Origin of the sequence: Vibrio sp. Makdt (genome assembly GCF_027587015.1) — a bacterium.
Classification (GTDB): domain Bacteria; phylum Pseudomonadota; class Gammaproteobacteria; order Enterobacterales; family Vibrionaceae; genus Vibrio; species Vibrio chagasii_B.
This window is the reverse complement of the sequence record NZ_JAPPTH010000013.1, coordinates 17577-33216: the sequence shown is the minus strand read 5'-3', so window position 1 is coordinate 33216 and position 15640 is coordinate 17577. Positions and strand designations below refer to the sequence as shown.

The 15640-nt window shown below is 40.8% G+C and carries 16 protein-coding genes; 5 read left to right on the top strand and 11 right to left on the bottom strand.

Features of this window, described 5'->3' with window-relative positions; all coding sequences use genetic code 11:
• The first annotated feature begins 68 nt into the window (after positions 1–68).
• Positions 69–1073, top strand: coding sequence for an NAD-dependent epimerase (locus tag OH460_RS16510; RefSeq protein WP_269998740.1), 1005 nt, complete (start codon positions 69–71; stop codon positions 1071–1073).
• A gap of 63 nt (positions 1074–1136) precedes the next feature.
• Here the strand turns inward: OH460_RS16510 and coaD are convergent, their stop codons facing one another.
• From coaD to OH460_RS16490, 4 genes are read right to left on the bottom strand one after another with little or no spacing between them, the layout of a single operon-like run.
• Complete coding sequence (gene coaD / locus OH460_RS16505) at positions 1137–1619, bottom strand: pantetheine-phosphate adenylyltransferase (RefSeq protein ID WP_269998738.1); 483 nt, start codon at positions 1617–1619, stop codon at positions 1137–1139.
• Between the two features lie 4 nt (positions 1620–1623).
• The gene (locus OH460_RS16500; RefSeq protein WP_269998737.1) at positions 1624–2658 is read right to left on the bottom strand and encodes a glycosyltransferase family 4 protein; all 1035 of its coding nucleotides are present in this window, start codon (positions 2656–2658) and stop codon (positions 1624–1626) included.
• Positions 2659–2666: 8 nt separating this feature from the next.
• On the bottom strand, positions 2667–3446 hold the full coding sequence (locus OH460_RS16495) for a glycosyltransferase family 2 protein (protein WP_269998735.1): 780 nt from the start codon (positions 3444–3446) through the stop codon (positions 2667–2669).
• A 1-nt stretch (position 3447) separates the two neighbouring features.
• On the bottom strand, positions 3448–4494 hold the full coding sequence (locus OH460_RS16490; RefSeq protein WP_269998733.1) for a glycosyltransferase family 9 protein: 1047 nt from the start codon (positions 4492–4494) through the stop codon (positions 3448–3450).
• Positions 4495–4599: 105 nt separating this feature from the next.
• Here OH460_RS16490 and OH460_RS16485 point away from each other — a divergent pair, with 105 nt between their 5' ends.
• Positions 4600–5313, top strand: coding sequence for a 3-deoxy-D-manno-octulosonic acid kinase (locus tag OH460_RS16485; protein ID WP_269998731.1), 714 nt, complete (start codon positions 4600–4602; stop codon positions 5311–5313).
• On the opposite strand, the gene OH460_RS16480 is transcribed toward OH460_RS16485, so the two are convergent.
• The 6 genes from OH460_RS16480 to OH460_RS16455 are packed head-to-tail and all read right to left on the bottom strand — an operon-like array spanning position 5310 to position 11397.
• On the bottom strand, positions 5310–6347 hold the full coding sequence (locus tag OH460_RS16480; RefSeq protein ID WP_269998729.1) for a glycosyltransferase family 4 protein: 1038 nt from the start codon (positions 6345–6347) through the stop codon (positions 5310–5312). The two genes, OH460_RS16485 and OH460_RS16480, sit on opposite strands and share 4 nt — an antisense overlap.
• 3 nt (positions 6348–6350) lie before the next feature.
• Positions 6351–7613 (bottom strand): lipid IV(A) 3-deoxy-D-manno-octulosonic acid transferase, encoded by a 1263-nt coding sequence (gene waaA / locus OH460_RS16475; RefSeq protein WP_269998727.1) that lies wholly within the window; start codon positions 7611–7613, stop codon positions 6351–6353.
• A gap of 2 nt (positions 7614–7615) precedes the next feature.
• Entirely contained in the window at positions 7616–8695 is a 1080-nt protein-coding gene (gene waaF / locus OH460_RS16470; protein ID WP_269998725.1) for a lipopolysaccharide heptosyltransferase II, read from the bottom strand.
• Positions 8696–8726: 31 nt separating this feature from the next.
• Entirely contained in the window at positions 8727–9449 is a 723-nt protein-coding gene (locus OH460_RS16465) for a glycosyltransferase family 2 protein (protein WP_269998723.1), read from the bottom strand.
• Positions 9446–11023: a capsular biosynthesis protein gene (locus OH460_RS16460; RefSeq protein WP_269998721.1), complete on the bottom strand. Its 1578-nt coding sequence runs from the start codon at positions 11021–11023 to the stop codon at positions 9446–9448. Before OH460_RS16460 ends, OH460_RS16465 begins: the two co-directional genes overlap by 4 nt.
• Positions 11024–11025: 2 nt before the next feature.
• Positions 11026–11397, bottom strand: coding sequence for an HAD hydrolase family protein (locus tag OH460_RS16455; protein WP_171367960.1), 372 nt, complete (start codon positions 11395–11397; stop codon positions 11026–11028).
• A gap of 77 nt (positions 11398–11474) precedes the next feature.
• Here OH460_RS16455 and OH460_RS16450 point away from each other — a divergent pair, with 77 nt between their 5' ends.
• The 3 genes from OH460_RS16450 to OH460_RS16440 are packed head-to-tail and all read left to right on the top strand — an operon-like array spanning position 11475 to position 14543.
• Positions 11475–12605, top strand: coding sequence for a glycosyltransferase (locus tag OH460_RS16450; RefSeq protein WP_269998717.1), 1131 nt, complete (start codon positions 11475–11477; stop codon positions 12603–12605).
• The gene (locus OH460_RS16445) at positions 12598–13605 is read left to right on the top strand and encodes a WavE lipopolysaccharide synthesis family protein (RefSeq protein WP_269998715.1); all 1008 of its coding nucleotides are present in this window, start codon (positions 12598–12600) and stop codon (positions 13603–13605) included. The genes OH460_RS16450 and OH460_RS16445 overlap by 8 nt, the downstream gene beginning before the upstream one ends.
• Entirely contained in the window at positions 13602–14543 is a 942-nt protein-coding gene (locus tag OH460_RS16440; RefSeq protein ID WP_171367957.1) for a glycosyltransferase, read from the top strand. Before OH460_RS16445 ends, OH460_RS16440 begins: the two co-directional genes overlap by 4 nt.
• A 10-nt stretch (positions 14544–14553) precedes the next feature.
• Here the strand turns inward: OH460_RS16440 and OH460_RS16435 are convergent, their stop codons facing one another.
• Complete coding sequence (locus OH460_RS16435; protein WP_269998712.1) at positions 14554–15639, bottom strand: glycosyltransferase family 4 protein; 1086 nt, start codon at positions 15637–15639, stop codon at positions 14554–14556.
• Position 15640 lies beyond the last annotated feature (1 nt).

Here is a 15640-nt window from a genome sequence, read left to right as displayed (position 1 = left end):
TTTATTGCTAGTCGGTAGGCTAGCGAGTGGCTACAATTGTACTAATTATATGAATTGAGAATAGTAGAATGAAATATTTAGTAACTGGCGTTGCTGGTTTTATTGGCTCTGCAGTGTCAGAGCGACTATGTGCAGCAGGACATGAGGTTGTTGGTATCGATAACCTTAATGACTACTACGAAGTCTCTCTGAAACATGACCGCCTTAAGCGCATTGAGCATGAAAACCTTACCTTTATCGAGCTTGACCTTGCTGATAGAGAAGGTATTGCTGAGCTTTTTGCGCAGCAAAAATTTGACCGTGTGATTCACCTAGCAGCACAAGCTGGCGTTCGTTATTCAATCGATAACCCAATGGCCTATGCGGACAGCAACCTTGTTGGCCACTTAGCTATTTTGGAAGGCTGCCGTCATAATAAGGTTGAACACCTAGTTTATGCTTCTTCAAGCTCGGTATATGGCTTGAACCAGAAAATGCCATTCCACACGGCTGACAGTGTTGACCATCCAATTTCATTGTACGCAGCGACTAAGAAGTCGAATGAGCTGATGGCGCATACCTATTCTCACCTATACGATGTGCCGACAACAGGTCTACGCTTCTTTACGGTTTACGGCCCTTGGAGCCGCCCTGATATGGCGATGTTTAAGTTTGCGAACTTAATCGTGGCGGGTAAAGAGATCGACATTTACAACAACGGCGACATGATGCGTGACTTCACTTATATCGATGATATCGTTGAAGGCATTATTCGTGTACAAGACCGAGTTCCAGAAAAACAGCCAGATTGGACAGTAGAGCAAGGTTCACCAGCAACCAGCTCTGCACCATACCGCGTATTTAACATCGGTCATGGTAGCCCAGTTAAATTGATGGATTACGTTGAAGCATTGGAAACGGCTTTAGGTATCGAAGCGAAGAAGAACTTCATGCCAATACAACCTGGTGACGTATACGCAACTTACGCAGATACTGAAGATCTATTTGAAGCAGTAGGCTACAAACCACAAGTTAAAATCCAAGAAGGCGCGAAGGCATTCGCAGATTGGTACAAGGATTACTACTCACTGTAAAACCCATTTGCAGTCATAAAAAATAGCGCTCAACGAGCGCTATTTTTGTTTTTGAATGCAAGGTTATTTCACTGTTTTCAGTTTGATCTCATCTGCAACTTTCTGTGGCACAAACTGACTTATGTCTCCACCATGTATAGCCACTTCTCGAACTATTGTCGAAGAGAGGAATGCATACTCTTCGGATGGGGTTAGAAACACACTTTCAAGACCGGGTAAGAGCCTTCGGTACATATTGGTTAAGCCGAACTCATATTCAAAGTCTACCGTAGTACGCAAGCCACGGATGAGTATGTTAGCTTGTTCTTGTTTAGCAAAATCAACCATTAAGCCAGAGAAACCTTTGACTATAACATTAGGCATATCTGCAGTGACATCTGTCACTAGGTTTACACGCTCTTCTAAGGTAAACAAAGTGTTTTTACTTGGACTTGCAGCTACCGCAATAATGATCTCATCAAACATCTTCGTTGCACGCTCAATGAGGTCAAGATGTCCGTTAGTTATAGGATCAAAAGTACCTGGGTAAATAACTTTCTTCTTCATTGAGTTACTCTTTTCTTAGGTTTGCGTATAGTTCTTCATAACGTTGAGCTGTGTACTCAATACGGAAAGTCTTGAGTTTTAGCTTTGCGCCATGGAGGATTGACGTGCGAAGTCGCTCGTTATTTTTTGTATTTAGAATAGCTTGGGCTAGTTGATCTGAATTCCCGGGCTCAATTAATAAACCTGACTTCTCATGGTCAATAATGTCTGGAATACCGCCGGCGTTGCTGGCTGCTACTGGCAGCCCTGCGTCAAGAGCTTCGAGAATCACTGAGCCAAGTCCTTCTGAATATGACGGGTGAACAAGCATATCCGCAGCTGCGAACCAGTCACCCATTTGCTCTTGTTTTCCGACGAAACTAATATTGTCTAATCCGTGAGCCTTTTTCTCTAACTCAGATCGGATTTTCCCATCACCAAGCAAAGCAAAATGGATACTTGGGTCCTGTTTAGAGAGAGTTCTGGCTGCCTCTACTGTTACATCGAAGCCCTTGTGGTCAAGCATATTTGCGGCATGGATGACTAAATAGTCACCTGTAAACTGCTGGCGGATTCTAGATATATTCTGTTTATTGCTAGGGTAACGTACAGGAGAGCTAGGGATACATTCCACCAGTTTATTCGGATATACAGATTTAATTCGCGATACAATCTCCCGGCTCAGTCCAACAAGAGCATCTGCTTTCTCGTACGCTAAGTTAGAGAGCCATTTCTTCTTGAGCGAGTTGTCGATTCGGCGTGTGATTATATAAGGGATATTGAAGAGTAAATGTTGAATCAGAGCCCAATAAATAGCACGACCTTCATGAACATGGATAACCTGAAAGCCTTGAGTAATTGAACGTTGATGTTTGAATAGATAATGCTTGGTTAAAATACAGTTGCACCCTAGCTCTTGCACTGCTTTAGCGAAAGGGCTTTTCGGGTTAGCGACAACCGTTAGTTCATATCCCAGGTTAAGCTGCTGTTTTATGAGCTGAAGTGTTTGATTCTCGCCTCCATGGTACCCTGAAGCTAGATTAACGTGACATATTTTCATAGTAGTTATTACTCAACTCTCTTCTTCTTCATGTAATCTCGTAGCCATAGGTCCGCATAGCGTGTAAATGTTGTATTAGCGCTAAGTAGGGCTAGTAACAACCCATGTCTTCCATCAAGAAATCCGCGTTTGATAATATACATTTTGAAAAATCGGAAAAAACCATGACTGATTGCACTACTCAGTGATACCGACTTTTTTCCTTCTCGTTGATCTGCCCAAGCTTCCATATAGTGTTGAGTCTTTCGGACGTAATTCGGCATAGAGTCAATTGTATAGTGAAATAGGTCACCATCTAATTGCTTGACTTTAAAACCCTCAGGCACAATCACTGATTCATGCACTAGGACGTCATTATATTGTGTGACTAGCCTTGGGTAGAGACGAGTTACTCGGTCAGGGTACCACCCTGAGTGATGAATAAATTTGCCAAAAGCTTCAGTTAAACGGTTAATTTTATATACTGATTTACCATCATCTGTTTTTATTGCATGAAGAATAGATGCTTTAAGTTCAGGAGATACCTCTTCATCAGAGTCGAGTGGTAGAACCCAATCACTGCTCATCAAGCTTTGCGCTTTTTGTCGCTGAGGACCAAAACCAAGCCAGTCTTGGTGATAGACAGAATCGGTATATTTTTTTGCGATATCCAAGGTACCGTCAGTACTGCCAGAGTCCAAAATCACGATTTCATCCACCCAGCTTGAAACGGAAGACAAGGTCTTCTCCAAGTGTTGTTCTGCATTTTTGACGATCATAAGAACGCCTATACTCACACGAGTTGCCATATCAGTTTTCGCTCAACTTACGTTTTTTGTTTAAGGTGCTATCTAGCTTTTCCTTTACTGATTCAAAAGTAATAGCTTCCATAAGTGTATCACCTTTGGCTCTAGTTCCCCATGAAGCTGATTTAGATTGACTTTTAATATGGCGATCGTAGGAAGTTACAACGAGGTCGAGGCTATTATATGGCCCTGTTCGTTCAGGGTTACTATGTGCGTAAAGCCCTATTACGGGTGTACCTTGTGTTGTTGCCATATGAGCAGGTCCGGAGTCAGGGGCTACTACGACACGAGCTTTAGCGAGCACTGCGATAAGTTGCTTGAGATTTGTTTGGCCTATTAAATTGTTAACAGGTGATGTACATAAAGCTTCAATCTTTTGTCCCAATAACACCTCTCTCTCAGAGGGAGAACCGCATAGAGTAATACTTAAACCTTTTCTATGAGCGTAGTCGATTAGCTGAACATACCTATCTGTCAACCAGTTACGTTCATCCTTACTCGCAGAAGGACATATCACCAATGTATTGTTGGGTATATTCTCTTTTGCAAAGTCTAATTCTTGCTGTTTCAAAGGAATATCCCATTGCGGTTTATCAAACGGGACACCGATGTAGCGTGCGAATTCTGCAAAGTTGTCTAGAACATGGAAAGCACTGGTATTTGGTAGGTGTTTGTTAGTGAAGAAATATTGCCCTTCTCTAGTTCGATTACGACTAAATCCTACTTTATACCTAGCTTTTATACCGAGAGAAAGTACGCTTGCTCTAAGAGCAGCTTGCATATGTAAAAGGCAATCAAAGCGGGTATTTGACAATTCCTTCCAAACATTTCGCATTCCAGCAAAGCCCTGCTGTTTATCGAACACGACTACTTTAAGATTTGGTAGATCCTGAATGAGTTGGGCTTCCACTTTGCCTGTGACCCAAGTGATTTCAGTAGTAGGCCAGTGCTGCTGAATAGCTTGTATTACCGAGATAGCATGACAAACGTCTCCAATTGCTGAAAGACGGAGCACACATAATTTTTTTGGGGCAGAAGAAAATAGAGCCATAAGGGACTTCAATCAGAAACGACTAATACGAATTATGCAGATACGGAGAATAAATGTAAAATATTCAGGTTATTTAGTCAGTATCTTTAATTGGTGATTTATAAAATGATTAAACAATATCTGCTAGAAAATCAGGTTATATGGTATGAGAGTCGACTGATTGATGAAGCATCACCGCAATTGTTTGATCCTGACTTTTGGAAGGAGCACGATAAAGTGATCGGTAGTGCTCAAGGCAGAGGCACGACTTGGTTTGTTAATTTAGGCAATATTCATGCTGCTCTGCGTCATTATCGCCGCGGTGGCTTGTTTGGAAGATTGGTAGAAGATCGTTATCGCTTTTCTAATTGGAACAAAACACGTTGTTATGAAGAAATGATGATCTTGGATAGGCTTCATAGAGCCAATGTCAATGTGCCTAGGCCCGTAGCCGCTAGCGCTGTGAAAACTGGTTGGACTTATCAAGCCGATATTTTAGTTGAAAAAATCCCAGTAGCTAAAGATTTGGTCGCTATCCTTAAAGACAAGGAGTTAACTAAGGAGCTTTATCAAGGTATTGGAAAGATGATAGCCAAAATGCATCAAGAACAAGTTAACCATACCGATCTCAATATTCATAATATTCTATTGGATCAATCGGATTCCGTGTGGATTATTGACTTTGATAAGTGCCGTGTAGAAGCTGGCGATAAGTGGAAAAGTGATAATCTTGCGCGTTTATTGCGGTCTTATAGAAAAGAAAAAAAGAACTTAGGAATTCATTGGCGAGAGGAAGAATGGCAACACCTACTTGAGGGCTACCATTCTATTGAATACTAACTTTGCAGTAGATGTTTATCTATAGCGGCCAAAGAGCGGGTAGCATAGTCGGTATCGTCATAGGCTGCTGATTTAACGGCAGCCTTGACTAGGCCTTCGAAAAGATTGTTGTCGTCTGCTAATCGAAGTATGCGTTCTGAAAACCAATCTACATCTACAGAAGGGTTTATCCAGTCTTTAAATTCTTCACTTAATATCTCGTGAGCCCCAACGTTTTGCGTCGTAATGACAGGGGTGCCCATAGCCAGAGCTTCAGCTACAACCATTCCAAACTCTTCGAATTTTGCAGGGTAGACAAAAATATCCAACGAGCTTAACCAAAAATTGGGTTTAGAGTTACTTGGTTTGTAGCGGAACTGTTTGAGAGATAGAGCTGGATGCTGACTTAACTCTTTTGGGATTCTTTTGGCACCTAGAACAAAAAATGCAATGTCGTCTCTTTCTGTCGCTACCTTTTGGCAAATGTCCAAAAACTCCTTTAATCCACGCTTCTCAAAGTGTCCAGAGGTGATGAAGCCAATAACTTTTGAGTACTCCCCTAAACCAAGAGCTTGTTTGGCTTTATGCTGATGTTGTGCTTTGGCTGTTGGGTTAAATTTTTGGTGGTTGTAACCCGGGTGGATAACAGATATTCGAGATTCCTCTATTCCTAGGCCGACCATTACATTTTTTGCGCATTGTGAGGGAGTAAACACATGGTTTTCACTTCGTCTAAGCCATCCCGTGAAGCTATTTTCATCATGTACAATATTCGTTAATGGAACATTGTGGATAAATGTAAGATCAGCATTCCGGAGGCTACCTTCATGGTCAATGATAGCAGTGTTTTGTGACTCATTAATTATTAACTTATCGTTGACCACCTTTGCTTTCTTTGCAGGTTGAAAGTGCTTAAACCAAAGGGTTCCCCAGCCTTTTTGGCAAGTTAATTCAAAGGCTCTACCTAATTTTTTCAGTTTCTTTGCTTGCATGACAATGAGCTGGCCTGCACCGCTAGAGGTAAATATTTTTCTTCTGTAAATTACTAGTTTCATCAATCAAACCTCTATCATGCCAATTGTTTTTTTGAGAGCCCCTTGATTCTGCTTTACTACACTTAGTGCGTTGGTTCCCATCTGAACACTCTTAGCTGGAGAATCAATTAAACCGAGTATATGGAGACTAAGCTCATCGTGTGATTTTATAACTTGGAGCGCTTCAACTTGTATAAGTTGCTGTGCAATATCTGAAAAATTAAAATAACTTGGACCTGTTAGACAAGGCTTTTTTAGTGCAGCAGGCTCAATGAAATTATGACCTCCGACTTTGCCACCCAACAAACTTCCTCCCATAAAACAAATATCACTTGCAGAAATCAGAGTCATCATCTCTCCCATAGTATCTGCTAAGTAGACGTTTGTATTATTACTATAAAGTTTATCGTTTGTTCTTCTTGTTACATTCATTCCTGAATTTTTGCAAAGCGACTCGACGTCATGGAACCTTTCTGGGTGACGAGGAACGAGAACTAAAAGAGCATTCGGTTTCTTTTGTAAAATCAATTGATGCGCAGCAAGGATAATTTCATCTTCACCCTTGTGAGTGCTAGCTGCAATCCATACTGGACGATCTTTCCCTAGTTGCTTACGCAAAGAGTTACCTTCATCAACTATTTTCTGTGATACATCGATATCAAATTTAATCGAGCCAGTTACATTAATTCGCTCTTTTTGAATACCGAGCCTTATAAATCGGTCCGCATCACTTTGGTACTGGCAAAGTAACGCTGTGATATTTTTTGATAGCAAATTAAAAACATATTGGAATCTTCGATACCTTAAGCAGGAGCGCTCGGAAAGGCGAGCATTGACCACAACAATAGGGATACCAAGTTTCGCCACTTGATGTAGCGTGTTTGGCCACAACTCAGTTTCAATGATTATCATTTTCGAAGGCTGCACGGATTTTAGAAAGCCGCTTATGCACCAAGGAAAATCTATGGGCATGTAGCGGTGCGTGACTAAATCGCCGAGCTTATCTATTTGCGCAGCACCAGTACTTGTAGTTGTGGTAACTACAATCTCACGTTGTGAGTTAAGAGCTTTTAGCTCTCGGATGATCGGAGTGGCTGCGATAGATTCGCCTACTGATACGGCGTGGATCCAAATAGGATCCACGCCATCGGTTTTTGGAGTCTGTCCCCAATGCTCCTTCCAGCGAGACCCAAATTTGGGCTTTCCAGGCTTGTTCTTATACAAGGAAAGCAATAGGAAAGGTGCAACTAACGCTAGTAGGAGTGTATAGATAAAGCGAATCGCCATAATTACGAGTTTACTTTGGAAGTTGTGATAATCGTTTCTAGCCTTTGTTTAATCAGCTCTTGAATTGCATGATTAACTTTTTCTGGCTTTAGCTCAGTCAAGCATTTTAAATGCTCATAGGGGCATTCACGCTTGAAACAAGGACGGCATTCTATTTCAGTATGTACAACGGTGCTGCGTTTCGCTAATGGTGGAGTATAACTGGGTGAAGTAGAGCCGTAGACACCTACAACATCACAGCCGGCAGCACAAGCGACATGCATTAACCCTGAGTCATTACTGACTACAGTCTGACAGCATGCTAATAGATCAACGGCCTCGATTAAGCTTGTTTTTCCCGCTAGGTCGAAGACATGCTCTCTTAATGGCTCGGGGATGTGTGAAATGATTTCCTGAGTCGTAGCACTGTCTTTTGCTGAACCAAATAACCAAACTTGTGCCCCTTTCTTTATTTGAGCGGATGCAACTTCTGCATAATGCGCTGTTGGCCATTGTTTTGCTGGACCAAACTCAGCTCCAGGGCATAGACCTACAGTTGGGCGTTTAGTTTTTAAGTTAAACTTTTCGACAGCCAGCTTCTGTGATTTTTTGTCTATATAGAGATTAGGTTTGGGTAGCTTTTCTAATCCGCCAAGTGCTTCCGAGCCCGTCATTTTTTCTTTTGGGTAGGCTAGTGCAGCATAGCGTTCAGTCATGAATTGGAAGGACTTTTTGTTTGGTCTAATATCATTCAAAAGACCGAAGCGCATCTCTCCTTTCCACCCTGTTCTGACAGGAATTTTGGCAAACCATGGAATTAAGGCCGATTTTGCTGAGTTGGGTAGTACGTAGGCCTCATCGTATTTTCCTTGCAAAGATTTCCCAAGAGAACGGCGCTCTGAGAATTTGAAATCGCCATGACCAAAAGGTAAAGACAGAGCTTTATTTACTTCGGGCATACGCTCTAGTATTGGCCGACACCACGCTGGAGCCATCACATCTATGATAGCATCAGGTTTTTGTTGTTTGAGAGTGCTATAAAGGCATTGAGACATGACCATATCTCCAACCCAAGATGGGCCAATAACTAAAATTCGTTTCATCGATGTGCTACTTCTTATTCTTTGATTGATACTATTTTTGCTCTAAAAACTCGTAGTATTCATCAGGAACACCACAAAAGATAACCTCGTTGCGGTCTATTAAGTGGTAATGGATATTCTTGTTTCTCTGAATCAAATAGTTATAAAGAGGAGCGACATAGAGTTCTCCCTTATCCCATTGCTCTGCAGGCAAAGATAGATAGTGAAGGTAACTATCTCGATAGTCTTTCAGTGACGAAAACTGGTATAGCCCTGTGCAGCACAAATCAGAAATACGTCTTTTTTCTGCGGTTTCAATGACCTTGGTAGTTTTACTGGATACAGGGCGAGCATAAGACCAATTATCCCCTTCACCTGAAAAAACCTCTAGATATCCATCCCATTGATCCATCGAAGCCGGATAGTTAAAGCCGGGTCTAAAAGTATCAATATTAAAAATGGTGATAGGTTCATGATCATTACAGTGTTGACTTCCTAAATATACTGTCTCTGCTTGGCCCCTCGTTTCCTCGTTCAAAATCTTAATTTCATAAGACACTATACCTAGAGAGGTTGCCTGCTGATCCACAAACTGAGGAGTGTCCTGAACATCACGAACAATAAATAGGAAATGCTCGGAAGAGAAGTAGTCTTTAAAACTGTTGATTGCGTGAGCGAATAATGTACAACCATGTGCTTCAAGCATGTATTTAGGCTGCTTAAAACCAGCTTTAAAGAAACGAGAACTCAGCCCCGCCATTGGAATTATGATCATTTCTTGTTCTCTAGCATTAGATAATAGAGTCTGTAGGCGTTAGCCATCAGAGCATCTTGTCGTTCTGGATCATCACTATGTAATGGAAGCATAGATAAAAACAGTTGAATTTGCATTGCATACAATGCTGATTCTGACAAAGCGTAGTGTTTAGTTAATGCATCAATAAACATCTGTTGGATACTGGTTAAATGTTCGGTATCAGCAAGAGAAAAGTTTACTCGATAATCATGAGTATCAACGTGATAATAGCCAGCGATGATCCAATCATACAGCCCGATAACTGAATGACATATTTTTGCTATGTCATATTGGATGTGTCCGTAGATGCTTTGGATATTACTCGAGGTAATTCCTCTCGGGTCGATTACTTTGATTCGATCTTTTCGGAAATCGTAAAGTATATTGCTAAAACAAAAGTCGCCATGCATTAAGCTTGGTTGTTGGCCTTTTGGTATATCATCCAGAGTGGCTTCATAAAGTGCTTTTAAACTCAAAGAGGCTTTGCCGTTAAAACGCCACGGAAGCTCCCAATCGTAGCTTCTATCTTGACAAAACTCTTGCAGCCGTTGTTCTGTTTTACCAGAAAATAGACTATCTAAGGAGTCAGTTGCCGCGTCAAGGGGGGCTTTTTCCTTCTGACATGCAGATAGAAAAGAAAGCATCTGATCTAAGATCTGCTTCCAAGTCATCTCCGGGAGGTGAGCGAATACAAATAGTTCATTCAGAGCGATGTTGTATAAATATTCAAGGCGATAAGCAGTTCGTTTATCGACTTTTTTTTCTCCCAGGTACTGTGGTGCAAAGTGTTTTAGCGAGCTCGGAAGTGTCTTGAACCAGTTAGACTCAGCTGCAATTTTTTTATCTTTTGCGCTACTTTTTTCAATCCAATCAGCAGTAATCGTGAGTTCGTTAAACGCTCGCTGTGTTGTGTAGAGGGCTTTAGAACGGTAATAGGTATTGATATGACCGAAGTCTAACCAATCATCACACTGGCAGGTTTGGATACCATTGATATCATGATAAAGGCTTAGCGCTTGTAAAAAGTTCCAATGTGTTTGGCTCAGGCAGCGAATTAAGGTCCTTGGTGAGGCAAAATTAAAGTAACCACTAACAACTTGGCTATGCACGCCAATGTTAGCGCCCTCGGTATCAAGCCATTCAGGTTTTCCTTCATCAACGGTTGCCCAATTGTATGTACTGTCCGTTTTGGATATTGATACAACATCTTGTGTACTCGGTGGAGTTATTAGAGTATCACCATAGAGAATGCTTAAATCAGTATCAAAAGAATGCTCAATGAGAGCTAAAGCTGCCATCAAAGACTCACCCAATGATAGGTTGTCAGGAAGTGGCAATAGTGTGACGTTATGTTCCTCTAACCACAGACGGTCAAACTCCTGTACCGGGTAAGATTTAGGTACAGATAAATAGATACTCTTTCCTTGCGGAACCTTTGCAACTTGATGTTGAAATAATCGTCGATTACCCAGAGGTAGAAAAGCGGGTGGAATTGAACCAAACTCGGCTCTTAGATCTTGACCAACATAGGCTGCAGACATAATTAAGAACAAGGTTAGCGCTCCTCATCAAGTAGATTATAGATCTCATCTAATGACATTTTTCGAAACTCAGATGGACGAATTGCTTTGTCATCGATGTAGAAGCCCTCATGCCCACACCATGGCTTCCCAACTAAGATTTCATCATAAGGTACATCATGCTTATCTAGCCATTCAGTAATTATAGGTAAAGTATGAATGTTTATCTTACCTACATTCCCCTCGTAAGTACGCATATTTCTTGCTGTTGAAATCGTAATACTAAAGCCTTTAGCTCTATATTCTCGTAGGCGTGAGATAACCTCTAAATCAGGAGATACATTTCTATAATCAGAGGTGTCGGCAGTTGTTATGGTGCCGTCTAGGTCAACAATTAGTCTTTTCATCGTAGGCAAAGTACATGTTAGAGGAGAAGATATGTTAGCATTTAGGCGTATGTATTTATAGTAAATGAGACCTATAAATGAACACGAAGAAGATAGCGTTTGTGTTAAGTGGTAATTACCACACGAGTTTATACCTTGTAACCCGTGATGTAGTTAAGGAGCTACGTCAAGGTGGTTGGCAAGTTGATTATGTTTTTATTGAACGCCCTGAGGAAGACTTAAAAGACAACGATAAGCACGTTGACGTCCATGGCCTTAGTAACCAAAGTCAACGCAGTTTGTCTGGTTTTAAGTTTAGGCTCCTAAAATACACTTTTGGAAGACATATCTATCAATTCTTATGCAGCAGATACTTCAGTCGACAGCTGGATTCACATTTGCAAGGTTATGATGCTGCAATAGTTCATGGCTCAATATTTATTAGCTTTAGCTCTATGTCTTTACCGCATTATGGTGTTTTACATAGCTGTAAGTACGATAACTTCTTAGGAAGAAGGAAAGGACTATCGAAAGTTTTTCATCAGCTAGTTTACCAGTCTGTATACAGTGGCAAACGATTGTTGGCTGTATCTAACTCTGTAAAAGCCGATATGTTAGACAAGATGAGAGCGACACCAACTAGCCTTGAAACAATCTATAATGGATTTGATTTTTCTGATTTAGCGATGCGTGCTGAATTAGGCGTTACAGAGAGAATTCCTGATAAGTTTATCATGGCTGCGGGGCGTCCAGATCGAACAAAGCGTTTTGATGTATTAATTCGAGCTTATGCAAAAACGAAGAGAACTCATAAGTTGGTGATCTTTGGTGAAGGGCGCAAACTTAAGGAGCTTAAGCAACTAGCGGAGCAGTTAGGTGTCATTGACGACGTCGTCTTTTGGGGGTTCTGTAAAAACTTGTTACCCTATTATAAAAAGGCCAGTGCCTATATTTTAAGCTCTGATGTTGAAGGCTTACCGACTGTTGTCGTTGAAAGTTTGGCGTTGAACACCCCTGTAGTAGCAACGGATGTTGGCGGTGTTGGTGAGCTACTTTCTGGTCGACTATCTGAATGGATCGTTCCGAAAGGAGATGTTGATAGCCTTGCTAATAAAATCGATTTAGTGTTGGAGTGCCCTCCGAAAGTAGGGCCGGACGACATTTCATTTTTATCAAATCAAGTGGTTAGCAGACACTACTCTAAACTGATCGAGAAACTTTGTGATTGACTTTAAAGATATAACTGTTGTGGTTCAGGGACCTGTTCAAAATTTTAATGATCGCCCTCAAGAACCTAATATTACGATTAAATGCTTAAATTCGGTCCGGGAGCAACTACCTGGCGCGCAAATTATTCTGTCTACTTGGCCAGAACAAGACCTCACAGGGTTAGACTTTGATGAGCTTGTTATCTCCCCAGATCCAGGTAGTAACAGTCGTAACTACACATTAGAAGGTGAGCCTCAGAAGTATAACAATAACCGTCAAATTGTATCTTCTGTTGAAGGGTTGAAAAGAGTCAAGACTAAGTATGCTCTAAAACTTCGTAGTGATAACTATCTAACCTCTAATCATTTTGTAGAGTTGCAGCAAAAGTACTTAAAGCGTTCTGATGTCGACGCATTTCTTGAAGAACGTGTCGTGGTTTGTGATATTTTTTCTAGGAAATATGCTAAAGGTTATCCAGTTGCGTACCATATAAGTGATTTCTTTTACTTTGGGTTAACCAAAGATGTTTTCTCTTTATGGAACTTCCCGTTATTTAAAGACTTTAAACCGTCAGGAAGCCAGCAGATTAGTCCCGGCGATCCCAATTTTATCATAGACTGTACGCAGGCACTTTTTCTTGCTGCGCTCAAACAATTTGATTCATCCATTCGACTTGAGCATTTATTGGATCGTAGTCATAGAGCAATTGAGCGTTCCAATCAAATTATTGCAAACAACCTGGTTGTCGCGCCCGCTAGTGAATTGGGGCTCGGATTGTGTTTGAAGTTTTTAGGCAAAGCAAGAGTGTCGAGAACCTCTGGAAAGGTTGCACACATTCAACTCTTCGAGTGGGAGTTGTTGTATAAGCGTTATTGCGATCGCGACTATAAAATTACTAAGTACTATAGGAAACAATTTTGGGTTTTCTTACTACGCTGCATACATATATTCCCAACGAGGTTTGAAACAGCTAGCAAGTTAAAAAAGAGAAAGAAAAAAATTAGTAAGGCTTCCCAATGAAAGAAATATTAGATGACGTTGTTGTCGCGCTGTTTACTTATAACCAAGATAAATATACAAGAGAGTCTATCCTGTCCATATTTAATCAGACAGTGTGGCCTAGAAAGTTAATGATCTTTGATGACGGCTCAAGCGATTACACCGAAGAAGTTATTAAAGATGCTTTAAAAGATAAGCCTATTGGGTTGGATGTCGAGGTAGAAATTAGCCTTAAAAACTCTGGACTAGCAACTCAAATAAACAAACTTCGAGGGAAATTTAGTCAAACACTTATCATCACTCAGCATTGTGACGATATTGCAGTTCCTACACGCATTGAAGAGCAATACAGGTTATGGAAGTCTGAACAAAAACCAACGCTGATTTTAAGTCAATTTGACTGTATTGATGAAGATTCTAATGTTGTATCTAGAAGAGATACATCAGAAAAGTTTAACTTTGATGTGGACACTCTGATTAAACGAAAAATCATGCCATCAGGATGCTCAATGGCTATAGACAGCTCTTTATTCAATGACTTCCCTCCGATTGATGCAAAGGTTATTAATGAAGATAGGATTTTTTTGTTTAGAAGCCTTCTGAAGGGGAAGGCTATAAAAATAATGAGTTCTCTAATTTTGTATCGCCATGAAGTAGGTAATAGCACACTCAAAATGGAGACAAAGAGTGCTTTTATATCATCTTGGCGAACTATATTACTTAGGGAGTCTTATGACTTACCTATGATTATAAAAGATTGTGGGCATATTGGCGCCCATGAATATATCCCCAAGCTTATTACTCGCCAGAAGTATATTGCTTTACTACTCAACTTATTCAATGCTAAGTACGACACTAAAATGGAAGCTTGGCTTGCGTTCTTTTCTGCTAAGCTTCCGTATCGACTAGTCTCTGGCTATAGACATAAGGTTAGAGGATATTTTAAGAGCATTAAGTGAGGTTAGAGGCTTAAAATAGTGACTTGAAAAAACTAATGTGTTGCTCTGCTGTTGCCTGAGTGGAGAATTCGTCACGAATTCTTCCCTTAGCTTTTTCTCCCATCTCAATTCGCTTGGTTTTGTTTTGGCTTAGAAATCGAATTTTTTCGGCTATCGCAGTGCTGTCTTTAACTGGTACAACAAATCCTGATTCGCCATCTAAAAGGAGTTCTTTACCACCACCAGTCGTTGTTACTATTGATGGTACGCCCATTGCCATTGCTTCAATGATAGTTTTGGGTAGCCCCTCCCCGCTGATCGATGGCTGGATTTGGATGTCGCTTGCTGCTAGCAGTTCAGGAACATCCTTTCGATAACCTAAAAAGTGAATACGTTTTGCCATGCCACTTTTTTCCGACAGCAATAGATTCTCGGGTGTATCCATATCTCTCCCAACGAGAGCAAGATGTAGATTAGGGATATCAACGAGCTGGCGCATACTGTCTAGAAGTATGTGTACACCTTTACTCGGTCGTGCGTTAGCGATACAAATTACAATAATTGAATCTTTGGGAATACCTAATTGAGTAAGGTCTGCAGGCTGAGCTTGGTACCAGCTCATGTCATGACCTTTATAAATGGCTTTGACATTTTCTTTAATTTTCCAAACTCGTTTCTTTACGTCATCAGCTACAGCTTGGGCTACACAACTAATACCATTAACTCGTGGGTGTAGGTGAGTTAGGTAAGCTGATGGATCATGGCGGTAGAGACCACCAACAGTCCCTCGGTATGTCACTAATCGAGTCTTTTTGAACCCGATACAAGCGAACGCCGCATTTGGTATAGTCTTAGAGTTCATCGCATAGACGATGTCATATGTTTTACTTTTTAACTCTGTGCGAAGCACTTTTATTGCTGATAAACAAATTTTTTTCTTTGGATAGCAGTCGATGATTTTTATACCACAATCTATGAACCGGCTAACATAGTCAGCATCACCTTGAGTTACAATCGTAATATTATGCCCAAGACGAGACATTTCAATGAACATTTCTGCTTCGGGTCTAACGCTATTCCATGCATCTTTATAGGAGCTAAAAATCAAAATATTCATA

What these genes read in the sequence shown, in the direction of transcription:
- OH460_RS16510 (WP_269998740.1), top strand. Translation starts at nt 69, where the DNA reads ATGAAATATTTAGTAACTGGCGTTGCTGGTTTTATTGGCTCTGCAGTG.
- coaD (WP_269998738.1), bottom strand. Translation starts at nt 1,619, where the DNA reads ATGAAGAAGAAAGTTATTTACCCAGGTACTTTTGATCCTATAACTAAC.
- OH460_RS16500 (WP_269998737.1), bottom strand. Translation starts at nt 2,658, where the DNA reads ATGAAAATATGTCACGTTAATCTAGCTTCAGGGTACCATGGAGGCGAG.
- OH460_RS16495 (WP_269998735.1), bottom strand. Translation starts at nt 3,446, where the DNA reads ATGGCAACTCGTGTGAGTATAGGCGTTCTTATGATCGTCAAAAATGCA.
- OH460_RS16490 (WP_269998733.1), bottom strand. Translation starts at nt 4,494, where the DNA reads ATGGCTCTATTTTCTTCTGCCCCAAAAAAATTATGTGTGCTCCGTCTT.
- OH460_RS16485 (WP_269998731.1), top strand. Translation starts at nt 4,600, where the DNA reads ATGATTAAACAATATCTGCTAGAAAATCAGGTTATATGGTATGAGAGT.
- OH460_RS16480 (WP_269998729.1), bottom strand. Translation starts at nt 6,347, where the DNA reads ATGAAACTAGTAATTTACAGAAGAAAAATATTTACCTCTAGCGGTGCA.
- waaA (WP_269998727.1), bottom strand. Translation starts at nt 7,613, where the DNA reads ATGGCGATTCGCTTTATCTATACACTCCTACTAGCGTTAGTTGCACCT.
- waaF (WP_269998725.1), bottom strand. Translation starts at nt 8,695, where the DNA reads ATGAAACGAATTTTAGTTATTGGCCCATCTTGGGTTGGAGATATGGTC.
- OH460_RS16465 (WP_269998723.1), bottom strand. Translation starts at nt 9,449, where the DNA reads ATGATCATAATTCCAATGGCGGGGCTGAGTTCTCGTTTCTTTAAAGCT.
- OH460_RS16455 (WP_171367960.1), bottom strand. Translation starts at nt 11,397, where the DNA reads ATGAAAAGACTAATTGTTGACCTAGACGGCACCATAACAACTGCCGAC.
- OH460_RS16450 (WP_269998717.1), top strand. Translation starts at nt 11,475, where the DNA reads ATGAACACGAAGAAGATAGCGTTTGTGTTAAGTGGTAATTACCACACG.
- OH460_RS16440 (WP_171367957.1), top strand. Translation starts at nt 13,602, where the DNA reads ATGAAAGAAATATTAGATGACGTTGTTGTCGCGCTGTTTACTTATAAC.
- OH460_RS16435 (WP_269998712.1), bottom strand. Translation starts at nt 15,639, where the DNA reads ATGAATATTTTGATTTTTAGCTCCTATAAAGATGCATGGAATAGCGTT.